Here is a 17289-nt window from a genome sequence, read left to right as displayed (position 1 = left end):
TCGAGACAGGTCAGTCCCGGGGCCAGGCGAAAGGTCGATCCGCGGGCGACGAGGGTGAGGTGTTCGACCGGGATGGCCGAGGCCAGGTTCGGGCTGTGGGTGGTGAGGATGACCTGGACCGGCTGGCTAGGGCGTCTTCTTTTGGCCCCACCAGGGCGACTCCAACTGGCCCCACTTCGTGGGGCGTACGGAGGTGTTGAGGGGTAGTGGCGACGCGAAGTGGCCCCACCTCTGTCCTTGCGGTGAGACGTTTTCTATGGTCTGTCGAGGGTAGTGGCTTTGGATGTCGTTGTCCAAGCAGGAGCTGTTCGACCGGATCCGTCGGGACAGCTGGCAGCAGAAGCTGTCGATCCGGTCGTTGTCACGGAAGTACGGCGTGCACCGGCGGCTGGTCCGCGAGGCGCTGACCTCGTCGATGGTCGCGCCGCGCAAGATGCCCAGGCGGGTCTCGCCTCGCATGGAGCCGTACAAGAAGACGGTCGACAAGTGGCTGCGTGAGGATCTGGAGGCGCCGCGCAAGCAGCGGCACACCGCGAAGCGGATCGGGGCCCGGCTCGAGGAGGAGTTCGGGGTGACGCTCGCCTACACCACGGTGCGGGACTTCGTCACGGTCCGGCGCCGGGCGATCGCCGAGGAGGCCGGGGCGCCGGCCGAGGCGTTCTTGACCCGGCGCAACGCTCTGGGGGCGGATGCCGAGGTCGATTTCGGCGAGGTCTGGGTGCGTCTGGGCGGCCGGGAGGACGCGGTGAAGTGTCATCTGTTCGCCTTCCGGCTGGCGTATTCGGGCAGGGCGGTCCACCGCATCTCGCGCTCGCAGGGGCAGCAGGCGTTCTTCGAAGGACATGTTCACGCGCTGAACAGGCTGGGCGGGGTGCCGGCCGGGCAGGTCCGCTACGACAACCTCACGCCGGGCGGTGTAGAAGGTCATCTTCAAGAGCCGGTCGCGGGAGGAGAACGAGCGCTGGACGCGGTTCCACGAGTTCTATGTCCATGTTCCCGTGGGTTCCCTGGGCCCCTGGGCTTCGCTGGTGACCTCGATGGCTTCCTGACCTGGTCTTCCCTCCGGCACGATACGGCAGGGTGATTAGTGCTCACTTCTCGGAAATCCTGAAGTATTCTCGGCTGTTGCAGCAGAGTCGTCGGATAGCTGAAGAGGAGGACCGGGATGGCATTGGCTGTCGTGCGCGATCTACGGCCGTAACTCCGGTTGGAAGCAGCCGAGGAGGTCGCTGCCTTCGAGCAGGATCTGCTGGCCGAGTTCGTCCTCGCCCGGGCCTCCGCCGGCGTCCTGGACGGCACCATCCGCGGTGACGTCGGACCCGTCCTTGCCCTGCGTGAGTGGTTCGGCCGGCCTCTGTGGGAGATGGAGCCTCAGGATCTCGACCGCTACTTCGGCCGGCACCGCCGCGACTCGGCTTCGGGTACCAAGGTCCGCCAGGCGGCTGCCTTCGCGGTGTTCTTTGAGTTCCTCGAACTCCGCCACAAGGCAGCCATCCACGCCGCCACCGGCTTCGTCGTCGAATCCCCGCTGGACGAGGTCAACCGGCCCCGCGGGGGCACCTCGGGGAGGCTGCGGATCCCGCCGCCGGAAACCGAGATCGCCACGCTCTTCGGCGGCTGGCGATCCGGCATGGAAGAGGCTCGCAAGTACGCACCGGCCGCCAGGAACTACACCGCCTCGCGGCTGGCCAGCCTGATCGGACCCCGAATATCGGAGTTGTGCCTGTTGCAGATCGGCGATGTCCGCTGGGACTTGGGCCGGTTCGGTAAAGTCCTACTCAAGGGCAAAGGCAGCCGGGGCCGGGGCAAGAAGGAACGGCTCGTCCCGCTGATCAACGGCTCCCGCGACCTGCTGGAATGGTGGATCACCGGGCCTCGCTGGGAGTTCGACGACAAGGTCAACGACCCTCGGGCCCCGCTGTTTCCATCCGAGCGTCGCTACGGCGACGGCTCCAGCAGACCCGTGACCGACGACGCCCTGCGAAGCGGGCTGGCCGAGACGGTCGCCCGGTATCTGCCTCATCAGGCCGGCCAGCTCACGCCACATCTGCTGCGGCACTTCGCGGCCTCCGACCTCTACCGCAACGGCATGGACGTCGTTGCCATCCAAGAGATGCTCGGACACGAATGGCTCAACACGACCATGATCTACGTCAACCCTCGGGAATTGCATCAGACGGGCGAGAAGTACCAGGTCGCCAGGTCACGGCGAGGGCTTGAAGGACTCCGAGGCCACTACGAGCTAGCTGCCTGACCAGGCATGTTGCCGATCATATGCCTTCTGATGCATGATCCTCCCTCCAGAAGGGATGGTCTGGAGTGGTGCATCAGCGCAAGGTGGCCCTGGAGGGGTCGGCTCAACTGGAGCTCGTCTCTGGGGTGGTCCAACTGCGTCCCGAGGACGCGATGTTCGACGCGATGCTGCGGGGCTAGCGTGCTCAGCAGAAGTCGCGGGGGCTGAAGGACGACACGATCGATCCGCGGGAACGACTCATACGTCGGTTCCTGGAGTTCGCGAACGACTACCCGTGGCAGTGGACGCCGGCCCACATGGACGAGTGGTCGGTCTCGTTGACCAGCGAGAAGCATCTGGCACCGTCGACGATCCGCAGCTACCAGGGCACCGTGCGACTGTTCAGCGAGTTCCTCATCGACGGCCGCTACGGCTGGGGCCCTGCCTGCGAGGAAGCCTTCGGCACCTTCCCGGTGGCGGTCTGTCATGAGTGGAACACCATCGCCCACCTCAACGACTACGAGGGCGACCCGGAGGCGAAGCCGTTCACCCGGGAACAGCTTCAGCTGTTCCTCGACTACGCCGATGACCAGGTCGAACGAGCGGTACGAGCCAAACGCAAGGGCGCCCTGGCGGCCTACCGCGACGCCACCCTTTTCAAGGTGATCTACGGGTGGGGGCTCCGGTGGACCGAGACCTCCAAGCTCGACGTGGTCGACTTCGGGCGCAACCCGCAGGCCGGCCAGTTCGGCCGGTACGGCACGCTCAACGTCCGCTACGGCAAGGCCAAGAAGGGCCAGCCTCCGCGGCGCCGGAACGTGCTCTCGGTGATGGACTGGGCCGTCGAGGCAGTCGCCGACTACGTCGAGAACGTCCGTCCGCGCTTCGGATTCCCCGACCACCCCGCTTTGTGGATCACCGAACGCGGTGGACGCCTGCGGCCCGGCTCGATCAACGACCGGTTCGAGGCATACCGCGACGCCCTTGGCCTTCCGAAAGAGCTGGTCCCGCACTGCTTGAGGCATTTTGTCTCTGCTTAGTAGCTGTTGTCGTTCCGATCGTGCGGGGTGGGCGTCGAACGGGAGTCTCGATCGGGTGACCGTGGCCGGCTGCGGGCATGAAGGCAGGGCCTCTTGGTAGCTCGGGGTTGCGAAGCCAACCGAGATCCAGGAGACCCTGTTGCCGCAGTTGTACGTGCTCGCGCCGGTGGAGTTCAACTCGGCTGCTCTGTCGTGTGATTGTGTCGCTCACCGGTTCGGGAATGCGGCCGACCATCCGGAGCGTGTTCGGCGGTATCCCTCGGACATGACGGACGCGGAGTGGGCCGTGGTCCGGCCGCTGCTGCCGGTGCCGGGCTGGCTGCGAGGTCGGGGCGGGCAGCCGGAGGCGTACTGCCACCGGGCGATGCTGGACGCGATCCGCTATCTGGTCGACAACGGGATCAAGTGGCGGGCCATGCTGGCCGACTTCCCGCCGTGGGACCGGGTCTATGCGTTCTTCCGCCGCTGGCGCGACCACGCGCTGGTCAGAGAGTTCCACGACCGGCTGCGCGGCCGGGTCCGCGAGGAGTCGGGGCGAGATGCGGAACCGACGGCCGGCGTGATCGACTCGCAGTCCGTCAAGGCGGACGCCGTCGTCGGCGCCGACAGCCGCGGCTTCGACGGCGGCAAGCTGATCAACGGCCGCAAACGGCACGTGGTGGTCGACACCCTCGGCCTGCTGCTGGGCGTGATGGTCACCGCGGCGGACATCGGCGACCGCGCCGCCGCGAAGGTGCTGCTTGAGCGGGTGACCGACGCTCACCACCGGCTGGAACTCGTCTGGGCCGACGGCGGCTACACCGGCAGCCTCGTCAAGCACTGCCTGGCCGCGCTCGCGCTGGTCCTGGCGATCGTCAAGCGGAGCGACGACATGCGCGGCTTCGTGGTGCTGCCCAAGCGGTGGATCGTCGAGCGGCTCTTCGCCCACCTGATGCGAAGCCGCCGTCTGGTGCGTGACTTCGAACGATCCATTAGCAGCGCCGAGGCGATGATCTACTGGTCGATGACCATGATCATGACCCGCCGCCTGGCCCGCTCACGCTCCGCGCGAGGGTGAACCGGCCCGGTGCCGACTCGGCCAGCCAGCCCCGCGCGACCAGGCGTTTCGCCTTCGACCGCAGCCCCTCCACCTTGGCAGGCACCACGTCCAGGCCGAACGCAGTGGCCATCTCCTGACAGGTCAGCGGCCCTTGACCGAGACGGCCCCGATCCTCGATCGCGGCCAGGATGCGCTGGTAGTCCACCGACAGTGCCGTCCCGGCCAGCCCCTCGCGCCACATCGGAACCTGCGACCTCGCCTTCACCACCAGAGGTGCAGACGCCTCCACCTCGGTTCCCGTCACAACACCCTCCGGCACGTCAATGGCGCCCACGCCGGCTGAGTCACCGCCCGGCGCGGACAGCACCGCACCGACACGCTCGCGGGCGATCGTCCACTCCGACCACTCCTGCTCGGCCACCGCGAGCTCGGCCTGGATGCGGTCCGCTTCCTCACGCAGCCCGTCCACACGACGACGAGCGGCAAGCTCGTGCTGTTCCAGCAGTCCGACAACCGACGGCATCCACGGCCTCCACGAGAGCGACGAAACGACACCCCATCACTCCCACACCGACGCCGCCCCTACCCCTGACCAGCGAAAACACAGTCGTCAGACTCGGAAAGACAACAGCGTCTTAGTAGCTGTTGTCGTTCCGATCGTGCGGGGTGGGCGTCGAACGGGAGTCTCGATCGGGTGACCGTGGCCGGCTGCGGGCATGAAGGCAGGGCCTCTTGGTAGCTCGGGGTTGCGAAGCCAACCGAGATCCAGGAGACCCTGTTGCCGCAGTTGTACGTGCTCGCGCCGGTGGAGTTCAACTCGGCTGCTCTGTCGTGTGATTGTGTCGCTCACCGGTTCGGGAATGCGGCCGACCATCCGGAGCGTGTTCGGCGGTATCCCTCGGACATGACGGACGCGGAGTGGGCCGTGGTCCGGCCGCTGCTGCCGGTGCCGGGCTGGCTGCGAGGTCGGGGCGGGCAGCCGGAGGCGTACTGCCACCGGGCGATGCTGGACGCGATCCGCTATCTGGTCGACAACGGGATCAAGTGGCGGGCCATGCCGGCCGACTTCCCGCCGTGGGACCGGGTCTATGCGTTCTTCCGCCGCTGGCGCGACCACGCGCTGGTCAGAGAGTTCCACGACCGGCTGCGCGGCCGGGTCCGCGAGGAGTCGGGGCGAGATGCGGAACCGACGGCCGGCGTGATCGACTCGCAGTCCGTCAAGGCGGACGCCGTCGTCGGCGCCGACAGCCGCGGCTTCGACGGCGGCAAGCTGATCAACGGCCGCAAACGGCACGTGGTGGTCGACACCCTCGGCCTGCTGCTGGGCGTGATGGTCACCGCGGCGGACATCGGCGACCGCGCCGCCGCGAAGGTGCTGCTTGAGCGGGTGACCGACGCTCACCACCGGCTGGAACTCGTCTGGGCCGACGGCGGCTACACCGGCAGCCTCGTCAAGCACTGCCTGGCCGCGCTCGCGCTGGTCCTGGCGATCGTCAAGCGGAGCGACGACATGCGCGGCTTCGTGGTGCTGCCCAAGCGGTGGATCGTCGAGCGGCTCTTCGCCCACCTGATGCGAAGCCGCCGTCTGGTGCGTGACTTCGAACGATCCATTAGCAGCGCCGAGGCGATGATCTACTGGTCGATGACCATGATCATGACCCGCCGCCTGGCCCGCTCACGCTCCGCGCGAGGGTGAACCGGCCCGGTGCCGACTCGGCCAGCCAGCCCCGCGCGACCAGGCGTTTCGCCTTCGACCGCAGCCCCTCCACCTTGGCAGGCACCACGTCCAGGCCGAACGCAGTGGCCATCTCCTGACAGGTCAGCGGCCCTTGACCGAGACGGCCCCGATCCTCGATCGCGGCCAGGATGCGCTGGTAGTCCACCGACAGTGCCGTCCCGGCCAGCCCCTCGCGCCACATCGGAACCTGCGACCTCGCCTTCACCACCAGAGGTGCAGACGCCTCCACCTCGGTTCCCGTCACAACACCCTCCGGCACGTCAATGGCGCCCACGCCGGCTGAGTCACCGCCCGGCGCGGACAGCACCGCACCGACACGCTCGCGGGCGATCGTCCACTCCGACCACTCCTGCTCGGCCACCGCGAGCTCGGCCTGGATGCGGTCCGCTTCCTCACGCAGCCCGTCCACACGACGACGAGCGGCAAGCTCGTGCTGTTCCAGCAGTCCGACAACCGACGGCATCCACGGCCTCCACGAGAGCGACGAAACGACACCCCATCACTCCCACACCGACGCCGCCCCTACCCCTGACCAGCGAAAACACAGTCGTCAGACTCGGAAAGACAACAGCGTCTTAGTTTCCGTGTGGCGATTGGCTGCAACTGGGTTGTTGGCCTGGTTGTTTGGGCTTTGCGCTGAGCCATGTGGTGTTTCTACTGTCAGCGCTCATGATCCTGAGCTTCTTCTCGTCCCGGGGCTGGGAGTCCTGGGACATCGAGCATCGGCCGTTGGTCCCCGAGGGGATGCCCGTGCTCATCGACGACGACCTGCGCTTCGAGGACGGACCGGCTGCGCTGCGCCCGACGGCGGTGGTGAACCGGTGGCTGCGTGAACTCCCGGTCAGCGGGGCGCCCGCGCCGAGTTCATGGGAGAACTACGCGCGAGTCCTCAAGGAGTGGTTGGAGTTCCTGGCCGTACACGGGGTGGGACTGTTCGACTCGCGGGAGCGGTTGAAGGCCGGGCTGAGCCGGTACGCCGAGCATCGGGCGGCGGGGCCGTTGAAGGCCCGGTTCGCGGCGACGACGTGGGGCCAGCACATGAGCATCCTGTCGCTGTTCTACCGGTGGGCGATGCATGAGGAGTACGCGGCGGCCGAGCCGTTCACCTACCGGGCCGCGCGGGCCCTGTTCGCCGGGACCGGCCGGGAGGTGAAGGTGAATCTGGCGGTCCGCCGCACGCCGAAGCCGCACGTGACGATCAAGTACCTGGAGCCGGACTTCACCGAGCTGTTCCGCAAGGGCCTGCGTGGGCTGGCCCCGGACGGCTCGCAGGACACCGGTTTCCACGGGCGGGAGCTGACCCGCAACGGGGCGGTCGGGGATCACGCGCTGGCCACCGGGATGCGACTGCAGGAGTTCACCTATCTGCTGCCCTGGGAGATCCCCGCCCTGCCGCCGGAGGTGACCGGGGTTCCGATCCCGTTCCCGGTGCCGGCCGGGATCACCAAGGGCAAGAAGTTCCGCACTACGTGGACCTCTTACGAGGCCCTGGCCGGGCTGCACGATTATGTCGAGTTGGACCGGGCCGCCACGACGGACGGCTCGCTCTGGCGGCCGCCACGGCGGTGGGGCGAACCGCTGATGGTGACCGAGCCGGACGCCCGGGGCGGGCTGATCAACGGGATCCGGCGGCCCTGGGAATCGCTGACTCCGGCCGAGCGGCGTCGTCTGGTCGCTCCGGAGGGCGGTTCGTGTCTGCTGGCGGTGAAGAACGGCGGCGGCCCGTTCACCGCCTGGGGCACGGTCTTCGAGCGGACATCCGACCGGATCCGGGCCCGCTTCGAACCGCGGTTCCCGCACGTCTGGCCCCACCGATGCCGCCACACCTTCTCCATGAGGACCCTGGAATACCTGGTCACAGGGCATTACCGGCAGGCTGCGAAGCTCGTGCGGGACACCGATGCCGACGCCGCGCTGGTCTTCTACCTGAGCAAGGCCGACCCACTGCTGGTGCTTCGTGATCTTCTAGGACATTCCACCGTCCTCACCACGGAAAAGTACCTCCGGCGCCTGGACACGACGCGCATCTTCCGGGATGCATACGAGGGGGCCGGCGCTGCGGCCGGGCTGACCGACGGCGCGGGCGCCGACCGGGAAGCCGCCGCCGAGTTCGACGACGACATCGAGGGCGGGGCTCTCTGATGCCGACCATGTTGATCGGTCAACCCCTGGGAATCACCTGCGTGTTCAGCGATGGATGCCGTGCGGCGTTCTCGCTGGACGGCTTGCCGAATCCGCTGCTGGCCCGGCAGTTGGCCACCGGCCTGGTGGATGTGATCCACCCGCACGGAACTGCGGATTCCGCGGGCACGGTCAACCATTACGTCCAGGCGATCCGGGGCATGGTGCGGACCCTGGCCGCGCAGGGCTTCACCGGTGGCCTTGACCAGCTCAGACGGGGCAGGCTGGCCGAGTATTTGATGGGATGCTCGGGCGGCCGGGAGGCGTGCACCCGCGCGATGGTCGAGGCGTTCGGTCAGGCCGGCGGTTCGTTGGCGGACGGCGTGCTGGAGCTCGCGGCCGGACGGAACTTCAACGTTCAGTCCAACCACCACGCCCTGCCTCCCTACTCGGAGACCGAGTGGCAGCGGCTGGGCGACCTCTGCCGACGGCTCGTCGAGGAGTCGTACGCGGCCCACCGGCAGGCCCTGACCGCTGTCGCCCACGGACAGCATCCCGCCGAGGGCGGATGGACTCCCCAGAATCTTCGCTGGCTGCTGGCCACCGTCGGACCTGTGAGCATCTCCGAGTTCGGCCGCAACATCGGCATCTCGGCCGCTTTGGTCCACCGCCGCGGCGGCTTCCACGACGCGACGCAGGCCCTGTTCCCGCACCTGGAAGTACTCATCGCCTACCGGCTGTTGTTCGGCATCTACTCCGGGATCGTGCCGGACGGCATCGAGGACCTGGTCACACAGGACGTCGACTGGGCCGGGGACTCCACGATCCTGCTCTCCTACGTCAAGGGCCGCACCGCGGCCGAGAGCCTGAATCTGCCACGCAGGGCCGTGCGTCTGCTGGAGCAGTGGCTGGCCCACTCCACGCTGCTGCGGAGCTTCGTTCCGCCGGACGAGGGCCGCAAACTGTGGTTGGGCCTCAGCCGGGCCGGCGGTGACCGGCGGGTGAGACAGTTCGACCGCGTCGCCATCCAGCGGTGGGTCCAGCGCCACCAGCTGGTCGGGGACGACGGACAGCCCTTGAAGATCCACCGGTCCCGGATCCGCACCACGCACGAGGCGATGCGGGACAAGAGCACGTGGAACGGCAGCGGCCGGGCCACCATCGACCCCAACCACACGCCCGCCGTCGAAGGCGACCACTATCTGACGGCCGCAACCCCGGCCCAGCAACGTGCGGTCGAGGCTGTGATCGAAGACGCCCAGCATGACCTGCTGCGAAGGTCGCATCCGCCGACGGTGATCACCGAGGAAGAGGCCGCCGCCCTGGCCGAGGGCTATCCGCAGCTGCTCGCGGACCTTGCCCTCGAGAATGAGGTGATCGCCGAACTCATCGGCGGCCAGCGGGATGTGTTCACCGCCGCCTGCGGCGATCAGCTGTCCGGACTACACGGCCCGAAGGGTAAACCCTGTCCGGCCCGCCCCTGGGTCTGCCTGTTGTGTCCCCTGGCGGTGTTCGCACCACGGCATGCGGTCAACCTGCTGCGGCTGAAGGCGTTCTTCTCCCGGCAGTGGCAGCAGATGCCCGCCGCTCACTTCATGGCGGTCTTCGGCCCCTATGCCGCCCGCATCCAGCAGGTCCTGGACCGCTTCGATCCGGCCGTGGTCACCTCGGCCGCAGCCCATGTCACCGACCGGGACGACGAACTTCCCCTGCGGCCCGAGGAGATGACCGCATGAGCACGGCTTTCGATCCGGCCTTCGACGGACGCTCCGCCGTCTTTGCGGGCGCCGATGTCTGCGATGAAGCCGGGCTGGCCCTTCCGGACAACGCCGCTCGCCCCACGTTCGAGGACGACATCTGGGACTTCACCCACGTCATCGGGCTGCCGACCCAGTTGAGCCCCTCGGTGAGGCGCTTCGACTTCACCCTGATCACGGACTCGCGTTGGCGACTGGTGGCCAAGGAACTGGTCCTGGCGATGCTCGCACCACGCCACCAGACGGTCGCCCCGTTGCCCCGCGCCTTCCGCAACCCGCTCCACGTCACCAGTTGCCGCGGTCGTCTCGACGAACTCGTCCGCTTCTTCAACTGGCTGGGCGAACGGGCGACCAGCAGCCTGCAGCAGGTCACCACCCGGGACTGTGAGGCATACCTGGCTCACCGCCGCTACGTGCTCGACGACGACGGAGCCGTGATCGGCGAGAACAGCCACGCGACCAGGAGATCCGCCGCCCAGGTCGTCGTCGACCTGGTGAACTACCGCGACCTGTTCACCGCCGACCGCGTCCCCGCCGGGCTGCGGCCCTGGGGCGGCGCCACCGCCTCCGCCGTCGCCGAGATGCCCAGCGGCCGAGACGAGAACAAGACCCAACCGGTCGCGGACGAGATCATGCAGCCGATGCTCGCGGCCGCCCTCTATCTGATGTCCACACTAGGTCCGCACGCCGTCGACCTGGCACACAAGATCCGCGAATCCGACCGCCACTCGGCCCGACGAGCACAAGGACTCCGGCGGGTCGGGCCCAAGAACCGCGTCCCGGTCCTGGAGCTCAGCGAAATCCTCGCCGAGTACACGCGAACGTGCACAGCCCTGCCCATGCTGGAGGACCATTACGTCGCGAAGCGCCTCGATAAGGGCTGGGCTGAGGACGACCCCCTTCTCCTGGTGGCCATGGGCACCCTCGGCCGCCGGGCCGGGCTGAGCCAGTTCTGCAATCCGTGGCTGCCCACCATGAGGCCGGCGCTGGAAGCCACCCTCGCGCAGGTCGGCGTCGAGAGACCATTCGGCCGTGATGTCGACATGGTCCCCGCGGCCGACGGAACATCGTCACTACCCTGGACCCTGCCGGTGTCCCGGCTCCAGGCCGTCGCCCTGGTCGGTATCGTCCGCACCGCCGCGATCATCACCGCTGCCGCTATCTCAGGCATGCGTGCGAGTGAGCTGATGGAATTGCGCATCGGCTGCCGACGACCGCCCGACGAGGCCGTCCCGGGCCTGACCCGCTACCGGATCGCCAGCAAGATCGTCAAAGGGCAGCCGCTGGGCGGCACCGACGACGAGTGGGTCGTTATCGAGCCGGTCTATCGAGCGATCGAACTCCTCGAGCAACTGCACGACGCCCCGGCAGAAGGGGCTTTGCTGATCGGCAGGTTCTCCTTCAACGTCCGCTTCAAGTGGTTCAAGAACTGGGCCAACTCCGAGGCCGGGAGGCGCCTTGGCCTGGCGCCAATCCCCGGGGGACCAGTCAACTTGCGGATGCTGCGGCGCACTTTGTCCCTCGAAATGGCCTACCGGCCCGGCGGCGTCCTGGCCACCAAGATCCACATGAAACATATCGCCGTGGCCACAACGGAAGGCTACGCCTCGCGCCCCGGCGGGGCCCAGGCCGAGCTGTTGGCCGAGGTCAACAAGCACGAGAGCGAGCGCAATCTCCAGCTGGTACTGGAGGAGTTCCGAAACTACCAGGAAGGCGTTCTGCCCGCCGGTCCCGGCGCCCGCAGCCTCACCGAGTTCTTCGCCGGCATCGACGCCCAACTCGACACCGCCTCGGCCACGGCCCCGAAAACCCAGCGCAACGACCGCGACGTCCTCAACCTCCTGACCAAACGCGCCAACGTCCTGCACCTCGGACCGGCGAACTACTGCTGGTTCACCGATCCTTCCCGGGCGCTCTGTCTCAAACTCGCCGGCACCCCCGCCGCGGACCGTCCGCTGATCGGGATGTGTGACTCCGCCCGCTGTCCGCAGGCCACCCACCATCCCGGCCACCGCCCCGTCTGGGCCGAGCACGCCGACAGAACAAAGATCTTCATCGGCGAACTCGGCACCACCCGCAAGACCGAACGCACCCGACTCCAGGCCGACTACGACCGAGCCCTCCGGGTCGTCGCCGAGATCGACGCCGCCAGCGCCACCATGGACGAGGAGTCCGCATGAGAATCTCCGCAGCCCAGCGCACGGAGAACGAGAACCGCATCCGGGCCGCCATGGACCGGCTCCTGCGCGGCGAGATCCCGCCCGGCGGAAAATGCGATATCAAGACCCTCGCCCGCGAAGCGGGCGTCGACCGCACCGCTTTCTACGGCACCCGCCCCTACGCTCACCTCCGCACCGAGTTCGAACGGCGCCTCCAGGCACTCCAAGACGCTGGCGAGATCTCCGACCCCCGCGAGGCCCAGATCGCCCGGCTCAAGGCAGAGAACTCAAAGCTCAAAGAACGGCTGGCCCAGTCGGAACAGGCGATCGGCGAGCTCGCGGACTTCCGCACCCAGGCCCTGGCCCGGCTCGCCGCCCAGCATGACGAAATCGCTCACCTGCGAGAGTCCGCGGCCGGGACAAGCCGGGTGAGTCGCCTTCCCGCTCCGCGAACCACGGTGATCGGAACCTGCAGTTGAGGGGGGACGACACTGGTGGGCGTCGTCAGCAGACTGGCCGATGGACCCCGCGACTCTCGCAAGCAGTCACTCCCCGAACTACGCGTCAGGCGAAAGGTCTCACCTCCAAGCGGACCTCATCCCACAGTGGTGCCCATGCTGAACCGAGTAGCCGTCCTGTCCGACATTCACGGAGTCCTGCCCGCCCTTGAGGCCGTGCTCGCCGAACCAGAGGTGAGCGCTGCCGAGCGCATCGTGCTCACCGGCGACATCACCGCCGGCCCTCAGCCCACCCAGGTCCTCGACCTGTTGACCAGTCTCGGCGACCGCATCGTCTGGATCAGCGGCAACGCCGACCGCGAACTCCTCGAATACCGCCGCGGTCAACGCGACTCGATCCCCGATCCAATCGCCCCATGGGCTGCCGAACAACTACGCGAAGAACACCTCGACCTTCTCAGTCAGTGGCCGCGATCACTCTCTCTGCCAGTGCGTGGCCTGGGGAAGGTGCTGTTCTGCCACGCCACCCCTCGAGACGACGAGGAAGTCGTCCTGGTCGACTCACGCCTCGACCGCTGGCGAGAGGTCTTCAGCGGGCTCGACAGCGACACCCGCACAGTGGTCTGCGGGCACACGCACATGCCGTTCGTCCGCCTCGCCCACGGCCGACTCGTGATCAACCCCGGCAGTGTCGGCATGCCCTACGGACGGGCCGGGGCCCACTGGGCGCTCCTGGGCCCCGGCGTCGAACTACGCTCCACGCACTTCGACATCGAGGCCGCCGTCGCCCAGGTCACTCAAGACTCCACTTACCCCGAAATCGCTGAATGGGCCGACTACTTCCTTCACGCGCGAGCTACCGATGCAGACGCCCTCGAAGCCTTCGGCCCACGGGACGGACGCAGTCACACACCATGACGCCTCCCGGAGGATGTGATCTGCATCATGATCGACAGGGCGGAATGCAACACGGTCGACGGACTGCGTCGCGAAAGTATTCGCGTTGACCCGCCTGGTGAATCGCTACACGGGGGTGTCCGCACACGACCTCTGCGGACACAAGGCACACGTACGTCACGCATCTGACCGAGGACGGGGTGGACCGCCGCTTCATCCAGCAGCAAGTCGGCCACGAGAGCGACAGCTCCCTCGCCATCTACACACACGTCAGCGATGACTTCATGAACACTTCCCTACACAAGGCACTGGCCCCGGCCTTCGCCGGGGCCTGACAGGAGGGACCCGGCGATGGCCGCCAAGCTCGACTACCACTGGCACCTGCGCAAAGTCATGGCCGACCGCGGGATGTTCTCCACCACCGACCTGCTGCCTCCGCTGAAGGAACGCGGCATCACGCTGTCCACGAGCCAGGTCTACCGGCTTGTCGTGGAGCGGCCCGAGCGACTGAGCCTGAAGATTCTCATGGCCTTGCTGGACATCCTGGACTGCACCATGGACGACCTCATCGAGCCCATCGCGGTGGTCGGGGCCGTGAAGAAGCCGAAGAAGGCAGCCGTCGGCGGCACGGCCCCCGACTCGGAAGGACTCGGCGGACTGCGGCCAAAGCGGGCCCGAATCAAGGGTGTTGACCGGCCGTGACTACCACCGGCTCTCTCGACCGCTCCGTCGCGGACCCGATCGGCCTGATCACGGACCTTGTCGCGGATGCCGAGAGCGAACTCGGCTCCGACACCATCTGGACCGTGGTCACCGCGGTCGCGGGCGGCCGCGCGAAGTCACGGAACCTGGCCAAGTTCCTGGAGACGCGACCCGCCGTCCTGAGCGATGGCCGGTCCCCGGCGCCACGGGCCGTCGGCGATCTCCTCATCGCCCTTCGCAAGGCCGGCGCCTCGGCGATCTCGCCACCGGTCTGCGCGGACTGCGGGAAGGGGCTGCGAAGCCTCCAGCGGCAGGGCCAGGACTGGTACTGCTCGGTCTGCATCAAGGAGACCAGCGAGTCCGCCGCCTGCGGCAACACCCGGCGCGTCACCTTCCGGGACCGCAAGGGCCTGCCACGCTGTTCGATGTGTCCCGACCACGATGACCGTGACCCAGCCACGGTCATCCACGCGGTGATCAACACGATCGCCCCGGGCGCCGACTATGACGTGGTCGCCGAGGCTCTGCGCCGGTCGGCGCCCCACCGTCCCCACTATCGCCAGCGAGTGGTCTGGGCCTTGGAAGAGAACCCTCGCCTGCTGACCGGCGAGGCCCATCTCTCCCCGCACCGCGCCATCTTGAGGTTCATCGACCTTCTGCACGAGGCCGGTGTCGCCGGGATCGCCCGGCCGTCCTGCCCTCGCTGCCACCGAGTGGTTCGCATCGACAAGCCGCTCGACGGTCAGCGGGTCTGCCGCAACTGCATCGCCAGGTCCCGCGTCGAAGAATGCGTACGCTGCGGAGCCCGGCGCGAGCCGGCCACCCGCGACGACCAGGGGCGCCCGCTGTGTCCGAACTGCCTGGCCAACGACCCCGCGAACGTCGAGGTCTGCATCAACTGCGGCAAGCGGAAGCGAGTACAGAACCGCACCTCCAACGGTCCTCTCTGCTCGAACTGCTGCCCCCTGCCCGTCCTCGTCTGCTCGATCTGCGGCCGCACCGCACCCGGCACCCACTCCCGTCTGACCGGTCTGCCCCGCTGCGGCAGCTGCGACCGACGCCAGGCTCACTGCACCGCATGCGGGCGGCTTCGAGGCATCCACTCCGGGACCGCCGAAGCACCGGTCTGCGGCCCCTGCACCGCACCGGACGCCGAGCTCTGGCGCCCATGTCCCACCTGCGGGGAAGCGGAACGCCTGCGAGCCGCCGGCCCATGCCCTCGCTGCACTCTCAAGCAACGGCTCCACGAGCTTCTCGCCGACGCCTCGGGCTCCATACCCCCGAAGCTGCAGGCCCTCAACGACGCCCTGGCCGAGACGGAACGGGCCGGCACGGCGATGCGCTGGCTCTCCGGCGGCATCGTCTCCACCGTCCTGTCCGATCTCGGATCCGGCCGTCGACCCCTGACACACGAGGCCCTGGACGAACTCCCGGCGGGCAAGGTCGTCGAGCACATCCGAAGCGTGCTCGTGGCCACCGGCACGCTGCCCCAGCGGGACGAGCAGATGGTCCGCCTGGAACGGCACGTCAACGACCTCGTCACCTCGCACACCACCGCCGAGGGACGGAAGATCCTGCACCGGTACGCAACCTGGCACCTCCTGCGACGGCTCCGCCGACGCAGCCGCGGCAACGACATCACGCACACCCAACTCACCGTCGTCCGCCAGCATCTGCGGGCAGCCGTCCACCTCCTCAACTGGATCGAGGCCCAGGGCCTGACACTCGCGACCTGCCGTCAGGCCGACCTCGAACGCTGGATGACCAGCGACGATGTCCGGCACCGCCGGGAGGCGGGCCACTTCGTGCGCTGGGCTCTCGCCCAGAAGATCGCCCGCGACTTCAGCTTCCCGGCCGTCCGATGGAACGGCCCCTCCCAGGCGATGGACGACGAGGCCCGCTGGGCCACCGCCCGCCGTCTGCTGCACGACGACACCCTGAAGTCCGAAGACCGCCTCGCCAGCCTGCTGTTGCTCCTCTATGCCCAGTGGCCTGCGGCGATCTCCCGGCTCACCGTCGACCACATCGAAGCGACCGGCGGAGCCGTCCGCCTCCACCTCGGCGCCGTCCCCGTCGACTTGCCCGGCCCGGTCGCTGAGCTTGCCCTTCACCAGGTTACGGTCCGCCGCAGCCATGCCGTCCTCGCCCGGACAGACTCACCCTGGCTCTTCCCCGGCGGCCAGCCCGGCCGCCCGATCAGCGTCTGGGCCATGGGCGAACGGCTCCGCAAACTCGGCATCCGGCTCGCCGAGACCCGCTCGACCGCCCTGTTCCAGCTCGCCACCGAGTTGCCCGCCGCGGTCCTTGCCCGCACTCTCGGCATCGACATCACCGTCGCCGTCAAATGGCAGCGAGCTGCCGCCGGAGACTGGGGCGCCTACGCAGCCGAAGTCAGCCGACGCGCGACCTCACAAGCAGTGCATCCGAACGGAAGTACCGGGCCCGGACCGGGGCACCAGGAGGAATAGTCACTGGTCAGGCCGCATATCACCGACGAGGTTGAATACCGTCAAGATCTACGATGACCACCATGGAACCCGTGCCCACCCTCGTCCACCTGGACAGCCCTTTCATCAACTTCCGAGACTTCGACTTCGGCGAGGGCTCTCACGGCTACCGCTGGATCGACGCCAAGCGTTTCCAGCTATCGTCCGAGGCGCTGGACGACTGAGAGGTGCTGGCTGCTTTGATCGCGCATCCTCAGTTTCGGGACACCTACGACGGAGCTGGCGTTCAAGACTGGCCACGGCACGGCCAATGGTGGCTTGACCGCATCACCCCTGACACCTACGACACCGTCGATGCCGAGACGGCGGTCGATGTCGTCCATTCCTGGGCCAACCAGCATGGAGACGTCCCGGAATCGCTCGCATCACGTCTGCGTCAGGAGATCTACACCCAGATCCGCAAGGCAACCAGCAGATACCTACTGGGACAGCTCCCCGAGGATGCGTTCCACGACTACGGACCGATCCACATCGACTACCACGAACTCGCCCTCATCGACCGCCCGGCAGCGACACTCACTCTCCTCGTCGCAGCTGACGACTGACGCCACCGCGGTCAGCGCCACAGACGCTTGAGATGGGGGTATTCAGGCAGTTCCAATACCCGACTACACCATTACACGTCGAGAAGTCCCACG

At 67.8% G+C, this 17289-nt stretch carries 17 protein-coding genes; 15 read left to right on the top strand and 2 right to left on the bottom strand.

All coding sequences use genetic code 11. The features are described from left to right. Positions 1-289: 289 nt before the first annotated feature. The 4 genes from RLT59_RS34755 (at position 290) to RLT59_RS34740 (ending at position 4330) form a co-directional block, all read left to right on the top strand. The gene (locus RLT59_RS34755; protein ID WP_311307067.1) at positions 290-1084 is read left to right on the top strand and encodes a hypothetical protein; all 795 of its coding nucleotides are present in this window, start codon (positions 290-292) and stop codon (positions 1082-1084) included. Between the two features lie 123 nt (positions 1085-1207). Further along, on the top strand, positions 1208-2254 hold the full coding sequence (locus RLT59_RS34750) for a tyrosine-type recombinase/integrase (protein ID WP_311307066.1): 1047 nt from the start codon (positions 1208-1210) through the stop codon (positions 2252-2254). Between the two features lie 296 nt (positions 2255-2550). Next, positions 2551-3273 carry a tyrosine-type recombinase/integrase gene (locus RLT59_RS34745; RefSeq protein ID WP_311307065.1) on the top strand — a complete coding sequence of 241 codons (723 nt, stop codon included), beginning with the start codon at positions 2551-2553 and terminating at the stop codon, positions 3271-3273. A 265-nt stretch (positions 3274-3538) separates the two neighbouring features. Next, complete coding sequence (locus tag RLT59_RS34740; protein WP_311307064.1) at positions 3539-4330, top strand: IS5 family transposase; 792 nt, start codon at positions 3539-3541, stop codon at positions 4328-4330. On the opposite strand, the gene RLT59_RS34735 is transcribed toward RLT59_RS34740, so the two are convergent. Further along, a complete protein-coding gene (locus RLT59_RS34735) occupies positions 4287-4835 on the bottom strand; it encodes a hypothetical protein (RefSeq protein WP_311304304.1) in 549 nt (182 codons plus the stop codon). The two genes, RLT59_RS34740 and RLT59_RS34735, sit on opposite strands and share 44 nt — an antisense overlap. Before the next feature lie 381 nt (positions 4836-5216). Here RLT59_RS34735 and RLT59_RS34730 point away from each other — a divergent pair, with 381 nt between their 5' ends. Further along, positions 5217-6008 carry an IS5 family transposase gene (locus tag RLT59_RS34730; RefSeq protein WP_311304303.1) on the top strand — a complete coding sequence of 264 codons (792 nt, stop codon included), beginning with the start codon at positions 5217-5219 and terminating at the stop codon, positions 6006-6008. On the opposite strand, the gene RLT59_RS34725 is transcribed toward RLT59_RS34730, so the two are convergent. Next, positions 5965-6513 carry a hypothetical protein gene (locus RLT59_RS34725; RefSeq protein WP_311304304.1) on the bottom strand — a complete coding sequence of 183 codons (549 nt, stop codon included), beginning with the start codon at positions 6511-6513 and terminating at the stop codon, positions 5965-5967. The two genes, RLT59_RS34730 and RLT59_RS34725, sit on opposite strands and share 44 nt — an antisense overlap. Positions 6514-6719: 206 nt before the next feature. Between RLT59_RS34725 and RLT59_RS34720 the strand changes: the two genes are divergently transcribed. The 10 genes from RLT59_RS34720 to RLT59_RS34675 all read left to right on the top strand — a co-directional run bounded on the left by RLT59_RS34720 (position 6720) and on the right by RLT59_RS34675 (position 17196). Continuing rightward, positions 6720-8192, top strand: coding sequence for a site-specific integrase (locus tag RLT59_RS34720; RefSeq protein ID WP_311307063.1), 1473 nt, complete (start codon positions 6720-6722; stop codon positions 8190-8192). A gap of 8 nt (positions 8193-8200) precedes the next feature. Then, on the top strand, positions 8201-9907 hold the full coding sequence (locus tag RLT59_RS34715; protein WP_311307062.1) for a hypothetical protein: 1707 nt from the start codon (positions 8201-8203) through the stop codon (positions 9905-9907). Continuing rightward, positions 9904-12108 carry a site-specific integrase gene (locus RLT59_RS34710; RefSeq protein ID WP_311307061.1) on the top strand — a complete coding sequence of 735 codons (2205 nt, stop codon included), beginning with the start codon at positions 9904-9906 and terminating at the stop codon, positions 12106-12108. Before RLT59_RS34715 ends, RLT59_RS34710 begins: the two co-directional genes overlap by 4 nt. Next, positions 12105-12566: a hypothetical protein gene (locus tag RLT59_RS34705; RefSeq protein ID WP_311307060.1), complete on the top strand. Its 462-nt coding sequence runs from the start codon at positions 12105-12107 to the stop codon at positions 12564-12566. The genes RLT59_RS34710 and RLT59_RS34705 overlap by 4 nt, the downstream gene beginning before the upstream one ends. Before the next feature lie 135 nt (positions 12567-12701). Next, a complete protein-coding gene (locus RLT59_RS34700; RefSeq protein WP_311307059.1) occupies positions 12702-13463 on the top strand; it encodes a metallophosphoesterase family protein in 762 nt (253 codons plus the stop codon). Between the two features lie 101 nt (positions 13464-13564). Then, positions 13565-13777: a tyrosine-type recombinase/integrase gene (locus tag RLT59_RS34695; protein ID WP_311307958.1), complete on the top strand. Its 213-nt coding sequence runs from the start codon at positions 13565-13567 to the stop codon at positions 13775-13777. Between the two features lie 16 nt (positions 13778-13793). Further along, positions 13794-14144 carry a helix-turn-helix domain-containing protein gene (locus RLT59_RS34690; protein ID WP_311307058.1) on the top strand — a complete coding sequence of 117 codons (351 nt, stop codon included), beginning with the start codon at positions 13794-13796 and terminating at the stop codon, positions 14142-14144. Further along, on the top strand, positions 14141-16612 hold the full coding sequence (locus RLT59_RS34685; protein ID WP_311307057.1) for a site-specific integrase: 2472 nt from the start codon (positions 14141-14143) through the stop codon (positions 16610-16612). Before RLT59_RS34690 ends, RLT59_RS34685 begins: the two co-directional genes overlap by 4 nt. Positions 16613-16674: 62 nt before the next feature. After that, positions 16675-16815: a hypothetical protein gene (locus RLT59_RS34680; RefSeq protein ID WP_311307056.1), complete on the top strand. Its 141-nt coding sequence runs from the start codon at positions 16675-16677 to the stop codon at positions 16813-16815. 3 nt (positions 16816-16818) lie between these two features. Continuing rightward, entirely contained in the window at positions 16819-17196 is a 378-nt protein-coding gene (locus RLT59_RS34675) for a hypothetical protein (RefSeq protein ID WP_311307055.1), read from the top strand. Positions 17197-17289: the final 93 nt, after the last annotated feature.

It is taken from the genome of Streptomyces sp. ITFR-6, from assembly GCF_031844725.1.
GTDB lineage: Bacteria > Actinomycetota > Actinomycetes > Streptomycetales > Streptomycetaceae > Streptomyces.
The sequence above is the reverse complement of the archived record's forward strand: the minus strand, read 5'-3'. Positions and strand labels throughout refer to the sequence as shown.

Bases quoted from the DNA above. Each gene is read 5' to 3' on its own strand.
- RLT59_RS34705 (WP_311307060.1), top strand. From the start codon at position 12,105: ATGAGAATCTCCGCAGCCCAGCGCACGGAGAACGAGAACCGCATCCGG.
- RLT59_RS34740 (WP_311307064.1), top strand. From the start codon at position 3,539: ATGACGGACGCGGAGTGGGCCGTGGTCCGGCCGCTGCTGCCGGTGCCG.
- RLT59_RS34710 (WP_311307061.1), top strand. From the start codon at position 9,904: ATGAGCACGGCTTTCGATCCGGCCTTCGACGGACGCTCCGCCGTCTTT.
- RLT59_RS34725 (WP_311304304.1), bottom strand. From the start codon at position 6,513: ATGCCGTCGGTTGTCGGACTGCTGGAACAGCACGAGCTTGCCGCTCGT.
- RLT59_RS34720 (WP_311307063.1), top strand. From the start codon at position 6,720: ATGATCCTGAGCTTCTTCTCGTCCCGGGGCTGGGAGTCCTGGGACATC.
- RLT59_RS34735 (WP_311304304.1), bottom strand. From the start codon at position 4,835: ATGCCGTCGGTTGTCGGACTGCTGGAACAGCACGAGCTTGCCGCTCGT.
- RLT59_RS34745 (WP_311307065.1), top strand. From the start codon at position 2,551: ATGGACGAGTGGTCGGTCTCGTTGACCAGCGAGAAGCATCTGGCACCG.
- RLT59_RS34730 (WP_311304303.1), top strand. From the start codon at position 5,217: ATGACGGACGCGGAGTGGGCCGTGGTCCGGCCGCTGCTGCCGGTGCCG.
- RLT59_RS34700 (WP_311307059.1), top strand. From the start codon at position 12,702: ATGCTGAACCGAGTAGCCGTCCTGTCCGACATTCACGGAGTCCTGCCC.
- RLT59_RS34715 (WP_311307062.1), top strand. From the start codon at position 8,201: ATGTTGATCGGTCAACCCCTGGGAATCACCTGCGTGTTCAGCGATGGA.
- RLT59_RS34680 (WP_311307056.1), top strand. From the start codon at position 16,675: ATGGAACCCGTGCCCACCCTCGTCCACCTGGACAGCCCTTTCATCAAC.
- RLT59_RS34690 (WP_311307058.1), top strand. From the start codon at position 13,794: ATGGCCGCCAAGCTCGACTACCACTGGCACCTGCGCAAAGTCATGGCC.